Source organism: Campylobacter sp. CFSAN093226 (assembly GCF_012897595.1).
GTDB classification, from domain to species: Bacteria; Campylobacterota; Campylobacteria; order Campylobacterales; family Campylobacteraceae; genus Campylobacter_D; species Campylobacter_D jejuni.
In genome coordinates, this window is sequence record NZ_CP040608.1 from 176123 (window position 1) to 191646 (window position 15524).

At 30.6% G+C, this 15524-nt stretch carries 12 protein-coding genes and 1 pseudogene; 3 read left to right on the plus strand and 10 right to left on the minus strand.

Features of this window, described 5'->3' with window-relative positions; all coding sequences use genetic code 11:
• Window positions 1-2: 2 nt before the first annotated feature.
• The 10 genes and pseudogenes from argB to FBF02_RS00970 form a co-directional block, all read right to left on the minus strand.
• Window positions 3-848, minus strand: a complete 846-nt coding sequence (argB, locus tag FBF02_RS00895; RefSeq protein WP_002864194.1) for an acetylglutamate kinase — start codon at window positions 846-848, stop codon at window positions 3-5.
• A gap of 3 nt (window positions 849-851) precedes the next feature.
• Window positions 852-1298, minus strand: coding sequence for an N-acetyltransferase (locus tag FBF02_RS00900; protein WP_002851934.1), 447 nt, complete (start codon window positions 1296-1298; stop codon window positions 852-854).
• Between the two features lie 9 nt (window positions 1299-1307).
• Window positions 1308-2336, minus strand: a complete 1029-nt coding sequence (gene argC / locus FBF02_RS00905; protein ID WP_002851634.1) for an N-acetyl-gamma-glutamyl-phosphate reductase — start codon at window positions 2334-2336, stop codon at window positions 1308-1310.
• Window positions 2337-2416: 80 nt separating this feature from the next.
• Window positions 2417-5879 (minus strand): annotated as a pseudogene (locus FBF02_RS08975) (S6 family peptidase).
• Between the two features lie 41 nt (window positions 5880-5920).
• Window positions 5921-7012 carry a DNA adenine methylase gene (locus FBF02_RS00945; RefSeq protein WP_002857221.1) on the minus strand — a complete coding sequence of 364 codons (1092 nt, stop codon included), beginning with the start codon at window positions 7010-7012 and terminating at the stop codon, window positions 5921-5923.
• Window positions 7013-7050: 38 nt separating this feature from the next.
• The gene (infC, locus tag FBF02_RS00950; protein ID WP_002851726.1) at window positions 7051-7569 is read right to left on the minus strand and encodes a translation initiation factor IF-3; all 519 of its coding nucleotides are present in this window, start codon (window positions 7567-7569) and stop codon (window positions 7051-7053) included.
• Window positions 7566-9374 carry a threonine--tRNA ligase gene (thrS, locus tag FBF02_RS00955; protein WP_002858701.1) on the minus strand — a complete coding sequence of 603 codons (1809 nt, stop codon included), beginning with the start codon at window positions 9372-9374 and terminating at the stop codon, window positions 7566-7568. Before thrS ends, infC begins: the two co-directional genes overlap by 4 nt.
• 130 nt (window positions 9375-9504) lie before the next feature.
• Entirely contained in the window at window positions 9505-10308 is an 804-nt protein-coding gene (locus FBF02_RS00960) for an undecaprenyl-diphosphate phosphatase (RefSeq protein ID WP_002836742.1), read from the minus strand.
• A gap of 73 nt (window positions 10309-10381) precedes the next feature.
• Window positions 10382-12379 carry an oligopeptide transporter, OPT family gene (locus FBF02_RS00965; protein WP_079254409.1) on the minus strand — a complete coding sequence of 666 codons (1998 nt, stop codon included), beginning with the start codon at window positions 12377-12379 and terminating at the stop codon, window positions 10382-10384.
• Window positions 12380-12561: 182 nt separating this feature from the next.
• A complete protein-coding gene (locus tag FBF02_RS00970; protein ID WP_002851832.1) occupies window positions 12562-13908 on the minus strand; it encodes a CitMHS family transporter in 1347 nt (448 codons plus the stop codon).
• A gap of 242 nt (window positions 13909-14150) precedes the next feature.
• On the opposite strand from FBF02_RS00970, the gene FBF02_RS00975 reads away from it, so the two are divergent.
• The 3 genes from FBF02_RS00975 to FBF02_RS00985 all read left to right on the plus strand — a co-directional run bounded on the left by FBF02_RS00975 (window position 14151) and on the right by FBF02_RS00985 (window position 15492).
• Window positions 14151-14492, plus strand: a complete 342-nt coding sequence (locus FBF02_RS00975) for a DUF4878 domain-containing protein (RefSeq protein ID WP_002851872.1) — start codon at window positions 14151-14153, stop codon at window positions 14490-14492.
• Window positions 14476-15081: a YiiX/YebB-like N1pC/P60 family cysteine hydrolase gene (locus FBF02_RS00980; protein ID WP_002858707.1), complete on the plus strand. Its 606-nt coding sequence runs from the start codon at window positions 14476-14478 to the stop codon at window positions 15079-15081. Before FBF02_RS00975 ends, FBF02_RS00980 begins: the two co-directional genes overlap by 17 nt.
• A gap of 63 nt (window positions 15082-15144) precedes the next feature.
• Entirely contained in the window at window positions 15145-15492 is a 348-nt protein-coding gene (locus FBF02_RS00985) for a hypothetical protein (RefSeq protein WP_002851849.1), read from the plus strand.
• Window positions 15493-15524 lie beyond the last annotated feature (32 nt).

Genomic DNA, 15524 nt, shown 5'->3' on the forward strand with positions numbered 1-15524 from the left:
CTTTAACCCACCAAAGTGCCTATACCTTCATCGGTAAAAAACTCAAGCAACAAAGAATGTTTCACACGCCCATCTAAAATATGTACCTTTTTGACTCCATTTTCACAAGCATCAATGCAAGATTTTAATTTTACATGCATACCACCTTCTATTTTAGGAGCTAAAATTTTAGCCTGTTCAAGGCTGATTTTAGAAATTAAAGAATTTTTATCATTAAAATCCTCATAAAGCCCTGCAGTATCAGTTAAAAAAGCAAGTTTTTCAGCCCTTAAAGCCTTAGCGATCGCACAAGCTGCGTCATCAGCGTTGATATTATAAGTATTAAAATTCTCATCCATGCCAATAGGAGCAATGATAGGTAAAAAATCTTTTTCCAAAAGCTCTTCTAAAATTTTCGAATTTACCTTTTGTATCGTGCCAACAAAAGCTAAATTTTCATCTTTTTTCACACATTCTAAAAGCGCGCCATCTTTACCACAAAGCCCTATGGCTTTAACTCCTAAATTTTGCAAACTATGGACTAAATTTTTATTGATATGATTTAAAACCATGCTGGCTACTTCAATAGTGGCTTTATCACTAACCCTAAGACCGTTTTTAAACTCACTCTTTACGCCTAATTTTTCACACATAGCAGAAATATCTTTTCCCCCACCATGTACAATAATAGGCTTTAAACCCACGAGTTTTAAAAGAGCTATATCTTGCATCACACAATGCTTTAGCTCTTCATTTTCCATAGCTGATCCGCCGTATTTTATAAGTATAATCTTAGAATTAAATTTGCGTATATAAGGCAAAGCTTCGATTAAGACATTAGCTTTTTCTAAATATTTTTGCATGATCATTCCTTAAGCATTAAAGCTAGTTTGATTATACTCATTTAAAGAAAGATCGTAATAATTCGCATCCTCTCTTAAAGTAAAACCATAATGTTTCCAAAACTCATTGCCTAAATCATTGTTTTTAAAAGCGATTAAGGCGATTTTATTAATCTTTTGAGCTTTTAAAGCCTCAAGACAAAATTTTGCCATCTCGTGCGCTATGCCCTTTTTTCTATGATCTTTATGTACACATACATGATAAAATCCTCCTGTGCGTCCATCATGCCCGCAAAGTATACTTCCTACAATTTCTTCATCAATCACTGCTACAACGCTAAGATTTGGGTTTCTATCTAAAAAATTTTCTATATTTTCTTTGCTATCATCAATGCTTCTTATCCCAAAGCCTTTTATCTCACACCAAAGCTTATAAACGGCTTCATAATCGCTTTTTTGCATAGCTCGTATTAACATTTTTATCCTTTACAAATTTGCAAAGAATTTAAGTCCTTCATCTTCATCAAAATCAAACATTAAATTCATATTTTGAACAGCTTGTCCTGCTGCACCTTTGATTAAATTATCAATAGCACCAAGCACAATAACACGCTTTGTGCGTTGATCTACACTAAAATTTATATCCGCAAAATTGCTTGATTTAACCCACCGAGTCTGCGGAAGCGACTGCGGCGGTAAAAGCCTTATGAATTTATTGTTTTGATAGTATTTTGTATAAATATCGCGTATATCTTGTTCTTGCAAGTCCTCTTTTAAATTTGCATAAGCACTGATTAAAATTCCTCTTTGCATAGGCACAAGATGAGGGGTAAATTGTAGAGTGATTTTCTCTTTGGCCGCATAGCTTAAATGCTCTTCAATTTCAGGAGTATGGCGATGCAAAGCTAAATTATAAGCTTTGATATTTTCATTAACTTCACAAAAAAGATTTTCCACCTTTGCACTTCTTCCTGCTCCACTTACTCCACTTTTTGCATCAATAATAACTGAGCTAAAATCAATGATCTTTTCTTTAAAAAGCGGATAAAGACTTAAGATAGAACAAGTGGTATAACAACCTGGATTTGCCACTAAACTTGCTTTTTTTATCTCTTCTTTATAAAGCTCACAAAGTCCATAAACCGCATTTTGCAAAAGCTCTTGATTAGGATGAGTGAATTTATACCAAAGCTCATAATCTTTAGGATTTTTAAGACGAAAATCCGCACTTAAATCAATGATTTTCATCTTTTTTAATAAATTCTCATTTAAAAGTTTAGCACTAAATTTATGCGGAGTAGCCAAAAACAAAAGATCAAGTTCAAGTTCATCTAAATTTTTATTTTCAAAACATAAATTTAAAGGGGTGTTAGGATAAAGATCTTGATAATTTTGCCCCACGCTAGAACTCGAACCCAAATAAGAAATTTCAACCTTGGGATGATTAAGCAAAATGCGAACAAGTTCATTTCCCGCATAACCACTCGCTCCTAAAATCCCAACTTTTATTTTCATCTTTATCCTTTAAATGTAAAAGCAAGTATTATAAACAAAAAAGCTTAAAATAAAAATACAATTTTTAAATTATTTTTTATTTAAAAACTATATCTTAAATTAGCATTTGCACTCCAATCTACATTTAAATCGCCAAAAAATGTCTTTTCAAATTCAAAATTAAAGCGTGTTTTATCGTTAAGCTTATAATCATTTCCTAAATTTATAAACATTCTTTGATCTTTTTTCCTTCATATCTTCTCTGACTTGCTTGATCCTCTAAAATTTGATCTCCTGCTTTAATCGGATCCGCATACAAACCAAGTCCTGTTCTAAAATTTAAATTTTAATTTTGACTTCCTATGAAAAATGCTGTTTTTACGACTAAAGGAATATAAGAAAATCGTTTTAAACTAGCAATATCTCCTTTTAGATCCATAGCTCCTACATAACCACTGATAAATTCCAAATCGGCTCAAGATAAAATTTATCATAAGCTTTTCTATAACCTAACTCAGCACTTAAGATAATATTATGCGAACCATCATTATCATCTAATCTACCTTGATTTCCTGGAATAAAATTTGCATTTATTTCATTTTGATAATAAATATATCTAAAACAAAATCACTATAAAAACCTTACTCCACTGTAAAGCTCGAAATTCGAATACTCGTTTAATTTATCATGTCCGCTTTGAATTTCAAAGTATTTTCCACTATTATACTCATCACTCGTACCCCATCCAAAAGTTCTTAACCATACACCACTTTCATAAGGATTATTGCGTAATTCCCCCATTCTTTTATGCATATTATTCCACTCCTATCATGGAGCCTAAAATAGCTTGAGCAAGTATAGATTTAGTTTTTACAATAGCTTGAGTATTATCATTAGTAAAAAAATATTCATCTTTAATCTTAGAATCAATTTTTTCTAAATTCCACTCTGGGCAAAATTTTCCTCATTATGAGAAAAAACAACATTTGGGGTATACGTACTAAAACCTTGCTCACATTTGGCATAGTAAAAAATTCCTTTGTTAAATGTTTATTTTCATCTTTTAAATGAGCTAGTAAGATATTTAAACCCGCTTTTTACTAGGATTATTAAGAAAAATTAATACTAAAGTATTATTTACTCCTTGTGTGCTTTCCTTAGAATTAATATAATCTGATTTAGAATTTTCAAAATCCGCATTGATTTTAAATATTGTATTATTTGCACTTAATTTTTTTGCATCAACTTTCCTATAAATAGCACTTTTTTCTACTTGAAGATTGCTCATTTATATATGAGACTCAAGCAAAGAATCTTTAATCGCAAGATTTTTTTTGCGTATCATTGATACCTTTGATATTACCACTAAAAAATGTGTTTTGCAAAGTAACATCAGAATGATCAAGATTTAAATTTACACTAAAATAAACCTTTTCTATCTTAGCATTTTGGGTATTTTAAAGCTTTTGCTCAAAAGCCATTTCTTTGCCAACTCCTGTTTATACAACATCTCCATAAGAATAATCATCAGTCTTATCAATAATATTTTCCCCATCTTTTTCATCGATCCACAAATTTTTACTTCCAAGCTCTATTTTGGAATTTTTAGCATTAAGGTTTTCTACTTTTAAGCTTACATTACGCCCTAAATAAAACTCGCTTTTTTTCTAAATTAAGCTCTTTTAAAACAAAAACCCTATCTTCCCAATCTTCTTGTGTAAAACTTACAGGCTTAGTTAAAGCACTTAAACCATGTTCTTGAAGTTTTTTAGCTTGTTCTTTGCTTACATAAGCGTGTATTCTAGCATGTCCTTGAAAATTTAACTTGGCATTTTCTGTCCTAAAAACACCTTCTTTATTGTAAATATTACCATCAAAAATCAAAGCTTTGTCTGTATTGGCACTCATTGTTACAGCTTCATCTGAAAAGATATTGCCATGATAAAGATAATCTTGCTTGTTTTCTAAATTTAAATGTATTCCTGATTAAGAACTTGTGATAAAAACATTATTAGAGTCAGTTTTAATTTGATCAAAATTTAATGTTAAGCCTGATAAATCCAAAGTTCTGCCATTCATATAAATTTCGCTAAAACTTAAACCTTCACCCTCAAGACTTACCTTGGTCCTCACCCATTCTAAGTCCTGTATCCACACTTTGACTTTTGACAACAAGCTCTCCTTCACCCATTTTATTAAAGAAAATCATCTTTTTTGGTTTTAACATTATATTCTACCTTGAACCCTTATCAGCATAAATTCCGCCATGTATAAGCCATTTATCGCCTGTTATTTGCCAATTTGAATTTTTATCAAATTTAAAACACTAGCGCCTAAATCCACATCGCTATTTAAATTTATACTTCCATTTTGAGAAAAATACAAATCCTTGCTATTTTGCATTTCTTCAATTCTCTTATCACAATTATTTTATCATCAAAAGAATTTTTATAGCTTACATAACCCACATTAGTCTTAGAAATCAAACTTACATTTTCTATTTTTTTACCATCTTTCATCAAACCATCGCTACTAAGTGTATAAGTTCCAGATCCTATGACTACTTTATGAGCATTTTAAAATTCATTGATCTTTGCTTGATTGATCAAAGCATAATCAACCTGCAAACAAGTATATCCATAGTAAAATGGACATTACAATTACTCGTACTTACTACACCTACTAAATACCATTTTTTATCCATCTTATCATAAACATAAACTCTACTTCCAGAATCCCCGGATATTGAAGAACTTGTAAAAGGATTTCTTTTATCATTGGTATAATTAAGAAATTGCAACTTAAAACGCTTATCTTCAGTATTTTTAGGAGTTAAACCGACAAAACCTCCTAAATTGATTTCATTAGAATCAAAAATCTTAATGGGTACTTTATTTGTATCTTCAAAACCTAAAGCTACAATACCACTTCCCTCTCTTGCAAAGTACTCATAACCCGAACTATCAAAAAGCTTGCCTTTACCTTTTGAATAATCACATTTTCCACTTTGACAACTATCCCAAAATGGATCCTTGTATTCATAAATATCTCCACCATCGCCAGAATTTTTTCAATAAGATTTAAATCTTTACTCAAATTTGCACTTTTATTGAGACTAATCTTACTCATTTTTAAAACAGCAAAATCCACATTTTCTTTTTTATAAGTAAAATTATCACTTGAGCTTACGATTCTATTTGCTACCCCTCCAAAGTGTAAAACACTACCTTGTTTCACATAGTCTTTATTTACTTCCCAGTATTTAAACTTGTACTCATATGAGAAGCGCTGACTATATAAGATTGTCCTATATTGGTAAATTCTCCTTGGAATTTTCCTCCACGATTTGAAGTAGAAAAATCAATCATAGGCACATTAAAAGAGATATTTTGACTAGGATTTTTTGCTAAAATTTAAAAGCCAATTTGACCTACTTGAAATTTGCCTTTATTACTGGCAAAATCAAGATATTCTTGAAAATAACTTTGGATCAATAGCTGAAGCAAAAAGATAGTTAGAAAAACCAAATGCCATTAATGTACAAAAAGATAATTTTAGTTTCATAAATCCCTCCTCATTTTTAAGTGCAATTTTAGCACGAAAAACTAATTTTTAACTAAAATATAAAGTTGCTCATGAAGATGGATATTGCGATTTTTAAGATTGCGAGAAGCTCTAAAAGTATTATATTTTTGCTCTAAAATCCGGCATTTTCCAAGAGTGCTTAAGCGCTTTAAAAAAATTTCTTTTTTTACAAAACCTTCACAATTATAAGAAAGTAAAATCACTCTTGCTTTTAAATCATTAATAAGTTCAAATAAAGCATCTTGGGCAAATTTTGACTTATTAAAAGTACTGCGGTTCCAATCCTTTGGAATGCCACTGATTTTAGAAATTTCTTCAGGTTTTTTATAATTTGCAATTAAATTTAGCATAAAATAATTAGAACTATAAGGGTGCTGATTATAAGGGGGGTCAAGATACACTACATCAAAAAAATCAAGTTCTTTTGCAAGCATGTTTGCATCCTTTTGCATCACTTCAAATTCACAAGAAAAATTTGAAAAAATAGGCATTTTAAGCTCTATTTCTCCTTTAATGCGTTTAAGTGCATTTTGTCCTTCGCCACCAAATTTTCCGATGCCATCCTTACCCTTATAAAAACCTTTAAAAACTCCGCTAGTATTTGAATGAACACTGGCTTCATAAATCAAAGGAGCTATAAAGAAATGCCTCAATTCTTTTGGAATTTCATTTTCGATTTTTTGCCTTATAGTATCAAGATATAAAGCATTTTTAAAAGTATAAAAAACCCTTTCATTTTTTTTAATATCATCATCATCTTTTGGAGCATAAAGCTCACTGATAAAACCTTTTTGAAAATCTAAATTTTGGATTAAATTTTTATAATACTTTTTTATATTTTGAAGTAAATCTTTGTCTTTATTAGCAAGATAACACTCATTGATGAGTTTTGAATAATCTTCTAAATCATTGGCTAAAATATAATTTGAGTGTGCTTTTGCAAAACGACTTACAACACCTGAGCCACTAAATATATCACAAAAACTAAATTTATCTTTACCAAGTTCTTTTTTAGCTACCTTAAAGCCATTATTTAAAAAACTTAAAAGTGCTCTTTTATTTCCAAGATAAGTTATAATTTGCTCTTTTAAAAAAGAAGGATTTTCTTTCAAAATTTAAAACCTTTAAAAGCTTTATCCACAAAAGTGGATTAAGCTTTTTTTGGAGTTACAAGCATATTTACATAACGACCTTCAAAATTTGGCTCTTTGTCACGATTAGCTTCATTTTCTATCATAGTCCAAATTTTTTCAAGCAAAGCTACACCTGCTTCAGGAGTTGCCATTTCACGTCCTTTTAAGAACACACGAAATCTCACATGCTTACCTTGTTCTAAAAATTCTAAAGCATGTTTTACCTTGTAATTAATATCATTTTGAGCAATTTTTACAGAAAGTTTGATTTCTTTTATATCAATCACTTTTTGTTTTTTCTTTGCTTCTTTTTGTTTTTTCTCTTGTTGATAACGGAATTTACCATAGTCCATGATCTTGCAAACAGGTGGCTTAGCATCTGCAGCTATCATTACAAGATCAAGTCCTAAACGATTTGCAATTTCTAAAGCTTCATCACTACTGATAATACCATAAACTTTGCCATCATCGCCAACACATCTGATTTCATCCGCTCTTATTTCTTCATTGAGCAATACTTCTTTTTCTTTACTCAAAAGTGTACCTCACTCATTTTCTCCTTAACTAATTTAATAAATTCGTCCAAGCTAAGATTTTTTTGTTCTTTAGCTCTTCTATCTCTTAAAGCAACGCTACGCTTTGCCACCTCATCATCGCCTAAAACTAAAATCATAGGTAATTTTTGCTTTTCAGCGATACGAATTTTTTTACTTAAGCTCTCATTTTTTTCATACACCTCGCTATCGATATTAAGCTCTAATAATTCTTTTTGAATTTCTTTTGCGTAAGCAATATGTGCTTCGCCTATTGGCACTATACCCACCGCAGTTGGTGCGATAAAAAATGGAAACTCACCCGCACAATGCTCGGTTAAAATTCCTATAAATCTTTCAAAAGAACCTAAAATCGCACGATGCAACATTACAGGTTGTTTTTTTTCATTATCACTATCAGTGTATTCAAGTTTAAAACGACTTGGCAGGTTAAAATCTACTTGTATGGTTCCGCATTGCCACTTTCTTTTTAAAGCATCGGTGATTTTAATATCAATCTTTGGCCCATAAAAAGCCCCGCCACCTTCATCAATACCGTATTTTAAACCTTGTTCATCTAAAGCTTCTTTTAAAGCCTTAGTCGCTATTTCCCAAATTTCATCATCACCTATGGCTTTTTCAGGTTTAGTTGAAATTTCCATTTCATAGCTAAAATCAAATAATTTCATCAAATTATCCACAAAAGCTAAAATTTCTAAAACCTGCTCTTTAATCTGACTTGGCATACAAAAAATATGTGCATCATCTTGAGTGAATTCTCTCACTCTAAAAAGTCCATGCAAAACGCCACTTTTTTCATGACGATGTACCACGCCGTATTCAAAAAATTTCAAAGGCAAATCACGATAACTTCTTACATCACTTTGATAAATTTTAATATGTCCCACACAGTTCATAGGCTTAATGCCATATTCTTGTTCATCAATTTGTGTAAAATACATATTTTCTTTATAGTTTGCATAATGCCCACTGATTTTCCATGCATCTGCTTTTAAAAGTTCAGGCCCACGCACAGGCTCATAACCACGTAAACGATGGATCTTATAAAGCATATGTTCAAGTTTAGATCTAAGTCTTGCACCATTACTCAACCAAATAGGAAGACCTCCTCCGATCTCATCATCAAAAGTAAAAAGCTTAAGCTCTGTTCCAAGCTTTCTATGATCGCGTTTTTTAGCTTCTTCAATAATGGTTAAATACTCTTTTAAACTTTCCTTATCTGCAAAAGCAGTTCCATAAATTCGAGTAAGCATTTCTCTTTTTTCATCGCCACCCAAATACGCTCCTGCAACACGAGTGAGTTTAAAAAAGCGTAAAAATTTCGTATTTGGCACATGAGGACCACGACACAAATCTTCAAATTCACCTTGTTTATAAATACTTACAGCTCTATCAGGAATACGCAATAAAACTTCTTGTTTTAAATCATCATTTTGAAATTTAGCCAAAGCTTCGCTTTTTGTGATTTCATATTTTGAAATTTCAATCTTTGCTTCAGCAAGTTCTTTCATCTTTTTTTCAATTTTTACCAAATCTTCTTCGCCAATCTTACTTTCCACACGAAAATCATAATAAAATCCATCTTCTATAACAGGACCAACGAAAAATTTAGCTTCAGGATACAAACTCTTAATCGCCTGTGCCATTAAATGCGCACAAGAATGACGGATTACTTCTAAACTTTCTTTAGAATTATCAAAATAAATTTCTTTTAAATTTGTATTTTTCACACTTTGAGAGTCAATTATTGTCTCATTGTCCAAATACGCAATAACTTCTTTTTCCATATTTTTAACCCTTTGTCGCTCACTTACCCTGTGAGTGTTTATAAAGTTCTAATTTTAACTTTCTAAGACTTAATTATTTTTGAAATTCAGCTTATTTTTAAAAAAATCTTAGAATAAATTTAATATTTATTTATAGCTTAAATTCACTTCCAGCATTTAAAATCCCACTATAATACAAATAAAAGAAAACAAATCCTAAAATAATACGATAAATTCCAAAAGGGATAAAGTCGAATTTAGAAATAAATTTTAAGAAAAATTTTATAACTAAAACTGCAACAATAAAAGCAGTGATAAAACCTATGCCTAAAGGAATTAAAGAATTTGCATTGCCAAGAAGCTCAGGCTCTTTATAAATGCTATAAGCTGTAGCGATAATCATCGTTGGAATGGCAAGCAAAAAACTAAACTCAGCCGCAACTTTTCTATTAAATTCTAGCAAAAGTCCACCAATAATACTTGCTCCACTTCTTGAAGTACCAGGAATCATGGCTAAAGATTGAAAAATACCTATGCAAAAAGCTTGTTTAAAACTTATTTCTTCTAAAGAATTGATACGATATTGTTTATTTTTATGTGCAAGTTCTATAAGAATAAACACAACACCGCCAAAAATGAGCATTCCAACCACAACCCAACCATTAAATAAAGCATTTAAGTATTTTGCCACAAAAAGCCCTATAACTCCGGTAGGAAAAAATCCAACTGCAAGTTTTAACCAAATATCAAGCCCTTGAAACAATTTACGCCAAAATACAAAAATGACCGCCAAAATAGAACCAAGCTGGATGATAATCAAAAAGCTTTTCCAAAACTCATCTATATCGATACCTAAAATAGTCGTACCTAAAATCATATGTCCTGTTGAAGAAATAGGTAAAAACTCAGTCAGACCTTCTATAATTCCAAGTATTAAAGCATATAAATTTTCCATTTTAATCCTTGAATGATAATTGCAAAAGAAAAATTATATCAGAATGGATTAAATGGGGTTTTAACCCCAAAAATTAAGCATCTTTTTTAACAATACGCTTAATGAAATATAATACAACTCCCACAAAAAAGATAAGTGCGAAAAGCTCGCTATCATGAAAATTTGCTAAATTTAAAGCTAAAGGATTTTTACTACCACCCATACTTACTGAAAATACAGTAATTCCTGCGATAATTACCCCAAAAATACTTTCACCCACTATAAGCCCTGAAGCAAAAAGCGTGCCTCTTTGCTCACAACTTGCAAGTTTTTCTTCTTTATGAGAATTTTTTGCATATTTTTTAGTCAAGTGTTGCATTACAATATATTTTAAAATTCCGCCTATAACTAAAGGTATATTTACAGCAGGGGGAAGGTAAATACCTATTCCAACGGCTAAAGGCGGCAAAGACATTTTCTGTGTTCCTTTTAAAATTTTATCTATAATAATCATTAAAATTCCTACAAATACACCAAAAGCCATATAACCCCACTCTATATTGTGATGAAAAATTCCTTGGGCGATAGTGCTCATTAAATTTGCTTGCGGTGCTGCTAAAGCTGATGAAGCATCCATACCTTCTCTTGGCATTGCTCCGACAAAACCATAGGCTTGATAAAGCAAATTTAAAACAGGAACTATAGCCAAAGCACCAAAAACACAGCCTACAAGTAAAGCAACTTGTTGTTTCCAAGGAGTAGCTCCGACTAAATGTCCTGTCTTTAAATCTTGTAAATTATCATTCGAAATAGCAGCTGTAGCTAAAATAACACTAGTAGTAAAAATAGCTAATGCTACTGCAAATTTAGAAAGCATAGGATCTTGAAAAAGTTCCACACCTAAAACCAAAAAAACAATAGAAGAAATAATAACACCAATAAGTCCGATTCCAGAAATAGGACTAGAAGAAGATCCTACAAGTCCTGCCATATATCCGCAAGCTGCTGCAACAAAAAAACCTATTAAAACAGAAACTAAAGTTCCAACAAATGAAAATAGCATTTGATAATAAATACTTAAGTTAGCATCTTCAACAAAACTATAAAAAGTAATAAATAAACCCACAACCATTAAAACAAAAAGTATAAAAATACTTTTTAAAGAAAGGTCTATATTTGTTCTTTCATTTTTTTCTTGATTAGTAATTTTAACATTTTTAACAATTTCTTTAATACCCTCAATAACGGGTTTTAAAAGTTCTATTAAAGTCCAAAGCGCTGCTATAGCAATAGCTCCTGTTCCTATAAGCCTTACTTTAGAACTCCATACACTAGAAGCTAAATCTACGGCATTTTTTGTACTATCGAATTCAAAATTTGAAAGATAGGGAGTAAAAATACCCCAAGCTAAAAACATACCTACAAAAAGAGCTATAGCACCTGCTAAACCAACTAAATAACCTGCCCCTAAAAGTGCCAAAGAATATCCCATAGAAAAACCAAAAGCCATTTTATTCCAAATAAAAGCAAAATTACTCTCACTTGCAGCGAGTTTAAAACCATTGCTTAACAAACTAAAAATAGCAGCTATAAAAGAGCCTAATGCTATTTCTTTAATGCCTTGTTTTCCTTTTTTACTACTCTGATCTTTATTGGCTACTTTTAAAATTTCAGCTGCGGCTCTACCTTCAGGATAAGCAAGCTTGCTTTCAACCACCATAGTCCTTCTTAATGGTATAGTAAAAAGCACTCCAAGTCCGCCACCACAAAGACATATCATAAAAGTTTGCCAAAGTGGAAATTCACTCCAATACCCACACATAAAAAGCCCTGGGATAACAAAAATAACTGATGATAAAGTTCCTGCTGCTGAAGCTTGAGTTTGAACCATATTATTTTCTAAAATATTTGAAGTCTTAAAAAGACTCAAAACCGCCATGGAGATGACCACAGCTGGAATTGATGATGAAAAAGTAAGTCCCACTTTTAACCCCAAATATACATTTGAAGCTGTAAAAATAATAGTTAAAATACTTCCCAAAATCAAACCCCTTAAGGTAAGTTCTGGTAAATTTTGTTTTTTGTACATCATTTCTCCGTTTTAAAATTTACTTTCAACTTAAAAAATATTCTTATAAGTTTAAATTTATAATTTTTCTCTAAAGCAAAATAAAATAATACAAAAAAACGCTTATATTTTTATAAATTTTTGACTCAAAAATATCATAAAACAATGAACCAATCATTGAAAAATCAAAAGTTCTTTTATTTTAATTATATTATCCCAGCTACCTCAGCAAAAATCAAGCAAATAATACTTATACCCCATATATAAAAAAAGCTTCTTTTGATATGATCTTTAATATTAACCTCTGCTAAACCACAACCTAGCAAAGTTGCAGGCACAACAGGAGAAATAAATGTCGCACAATTTCTTGCTATCACCATGATAATAGCTATAGTCAAAGGTTCAGCGCCAAAAGCCTTAGTTACACTCAAAACTATAGGCATCACTCCATAAAAATAAGAATCTGTACAAAAAATAATTGCCATTGGAACAGCCAATATCCCTACCATCAAAGGAATATAAGCGCCTAAATAATCTGGAACAAAATTTAAAATCAAAACACCCATTTTCTCCATAATACCACTTTTATCAAATACGCCTATTAATATCCCAGCACCAATTAAAGTAATATACATAAGCATTGCACCAGCACTTGCACGATCTAAAACTTTTTTAGCTGTTTTTAAATTAGGATAATTAAGCGGTAAAATTATTGCAAGTCCTATCATAAAGCAAATATAACTAGGAATAATACCGCTAATTAAAAGCCCAATAACTCCAATAGCTACAAGTAAATTTAACCAAAACCATTTTTCATTATGGTGTTCGCTTTTTTCTATATTTAAATTTATTCCAGACAAGTTACCTGCGCCTGCACCTCTTTTTATTTCTATCTTAGCAATCCAAATTGCCAAAAGAAGGGATAATACCAAACCTACAATCTGAATAGGTATAATATGGTGCCAAAGCAAATTTGCATCCATTCCTATATTAGTAGCCGCTCTTAAAGTAGGACCACCCCAAGGAATAACATTCATAACCCCCATAGCCGAAGTAATAATCAATAACATTGAAGTCTTTCTTATACCTAAACGCTCATAAATAGGTAATAATGCAGGTATTACAATAAGAAAAGTAGAAGCACCTGAACCATCTAAATGCACAGCAGCAGCAATAAAAACAGTAAGAATGCAAACTTGATATACATTAGCTTTCATTTTTGATAAAAATGCATTTAAAATTTTAGTAAAAAAACCACTTGCATTTAAAACACTAAAAAAGAGTATAGAAAAAACAAACAAAGCTGCCGTATCCGTTACGCTTTTGACTCCATCTTTAATAAAAACAACCAATGTTTTAATATCAAAAACACCTCCTTTAACCCCTAAAGCTACACCCACGCCAAAACCAAGCCGTTCAAGAATAAGTAAAATACAAGCTACACTAATACTTACACTTATAAAAGCTAATGCTGGAGTAGTATAATCTTTTAGCAAAAGCCAAACTATCAATCCTAACGAGAAAAAACCCAATAAAGCTAAAAAAATTTCCATATCCTATCCTTTTGTATCATTTTTATTCGATAATAAAATAGGATATTTTAACTCCAACTTATATGTGTTTAAATTTATAGCTTTTTAAAAAAATATATTTTCTAATGTAACCATTATAAACAAGAATAAAAAAATAATTTTGAATTATTTTGCTATAATTATGAATATTTTAATTTATACTATCAAAAGAAAAAAATGAAATTTTTTAAACTTTCTTTCTTGGCTTTAGTTGCCTTTTTTTAGTGGCTTACGGTTCTTCAAATCCTGAAGATTTAGCTAAAAATTTTACAAAAGATCTTTACAGTGGTGATACTAAATCTGTTATGAGTTACATTGATCTTAGCGAAGCTAAAAGCGATGAAGAAAAAACATTTGTTAGTGATAAAATCACTCAAGTTGTTGCTGAAAATGCAGCCAAAGCAAAAAGAATGGGTGGTGTTAAAGATATTCAAATTGAAGAAAAAACAATCAATAAAGATTCTGCTAAAATCAGAGTTTTAGTGTTATTTAACAATGATAATAATCAAAGCAGCAATGTTTTTCTTGCTAAAAAAGATAGAAAATGGCTTGTTTTACTTAAATAAAATTTTATATTTTTTCTTAATTTTATTTTTATTGATTGGAATTTTGGGTTTCTTTATAAATTCCAATCCTTCAAATCAAATCATCAAAAAACCCTATCTACCTTTTCTTGAAATAGGTGATCTTGTCTTTCGTGCAGGAATAGGAAGTGAAAGTTTTTTAATAGAAAATTTAAGTCAAAGCCCTTATTCTCATATCGCTATGGTAGTTAAAACTTCTCCAACTATACTCATACATGCTACAACAGATGATGACAAAAATGCTAAAAACCAAGTTATCTTAAGCTCTATGGATGATTTTTTAAAACTGAGTCATAAAATTGCTATTAAAAGATTAAAATTTGATGAAAAAACCAAACAAAAAATAGTTGCTAAAGATTTGGAACATTTAGGCAGAAAATTTATCATAAGTACAGATAAAGATGCTTTTTACTGCACTACTTTTTTAGAACAATCTATTAACTCCATTACCCCATTTCATCTTCAATATACTCTAATCAAAGCTCCTTTTAATGAAGGTTTATATCTTTTTCCACAAACTTTTTTTGAAAATAATCAAAGCGTATTAATTTATGAAAGTCAAAATTTTTAATTTCACATTCACTTCACTTAAAAATTTTATAATGTCATCACTTTACATTAAGGAGAAATAATTATGAAAAAAAGTATTTTATTCGCATCAGCACTTTTAGCTAGCTCAATGCTTTTTGCAGATAGTCTAAAACTTGAAGGTACTATTGCACAAATTTATGATAACAACAAAACCTTGCTTATTGACTCTATTTATGGCGGACAAATGGCTATAAAAGTTCTACCAAATACCGAAATAGAAATGGATGATTGTGGTATTTTTGGAACAGATAAAGATGGAACTTTTAAAGATTTACAGGTTGGAAATTTTTTAGAAAGTAAAATTTCTTATGGAACACCTGCTACACCAAATACTCAGGCTATTCCAGTAGCTAGAAAAATTGAAATTCAATGTTATAAAAAAGCTTATTAATATAAATCCCTTAACAAGGGATTTATAAAAAT

What these genes read in the sequence shown, in the direction of transcription:
- argB (WP_002864194.1), bottom strand. Translation starts at nt 848, where the DNA reads ATGATCATGCAAAAATATTTAGAAAAAGCTAATGTCTTAATCGAAGCT.
- FBF02_RS00900 (WP_002851934.1), bottom strand. Translation starts at nt 1,298, where the DNA reads ATGTTAATACGAGCTATGCAAAAAAGCGATTATGAAGCCGTTTATAAG.
- argC (WP_002851634.1), bottom strand. Translation starts at nt 2,336, where the DNA reads ATGAAAATAAAAGTTGGGATTTTAGGAGCGAGTGGTTATGCGGGAAAT.
- thrS (WP_002858701.1), bottom strand. Translation starts at nt 9,374, where the DNA reads ATGGAAAAAGAAGTTATTGCGTATTTGGACAATGAGACAATAATTGAC.
- FBF02_RS00960 (WP_002836742.1), bottom strand. Translation starts at nt 10,308, where the DNA reads ATGGAAAATTTATATGCTTTAATACTTGGAATTATAGAAGGTCTGACT.
- FBF02_RS00965 (WP_079254409.1), bottom strand. Translation starts at nt 12,379, where the DNA reads ATGATGTACAAAAAACAAAATTTACCAGAACTTACCTTAAGGGGTTTG.
- FBF02_RS00970 (WP_002851832.1), bottom strand. Translation starts at nt 13,908, where the DNA reads ATGGAAATTTTTTTAGCTTTATTGGGTTTTTTCTCGTTAGGATTGATA.
- FBF02_RS00985 (WP_002851849.1), top strand. Translation starts at nt 15,145, where the DNA reads ATGAAAAAAAGTATTTTATTCGCATCAGCACTTTTAGCTAGCTCAATG.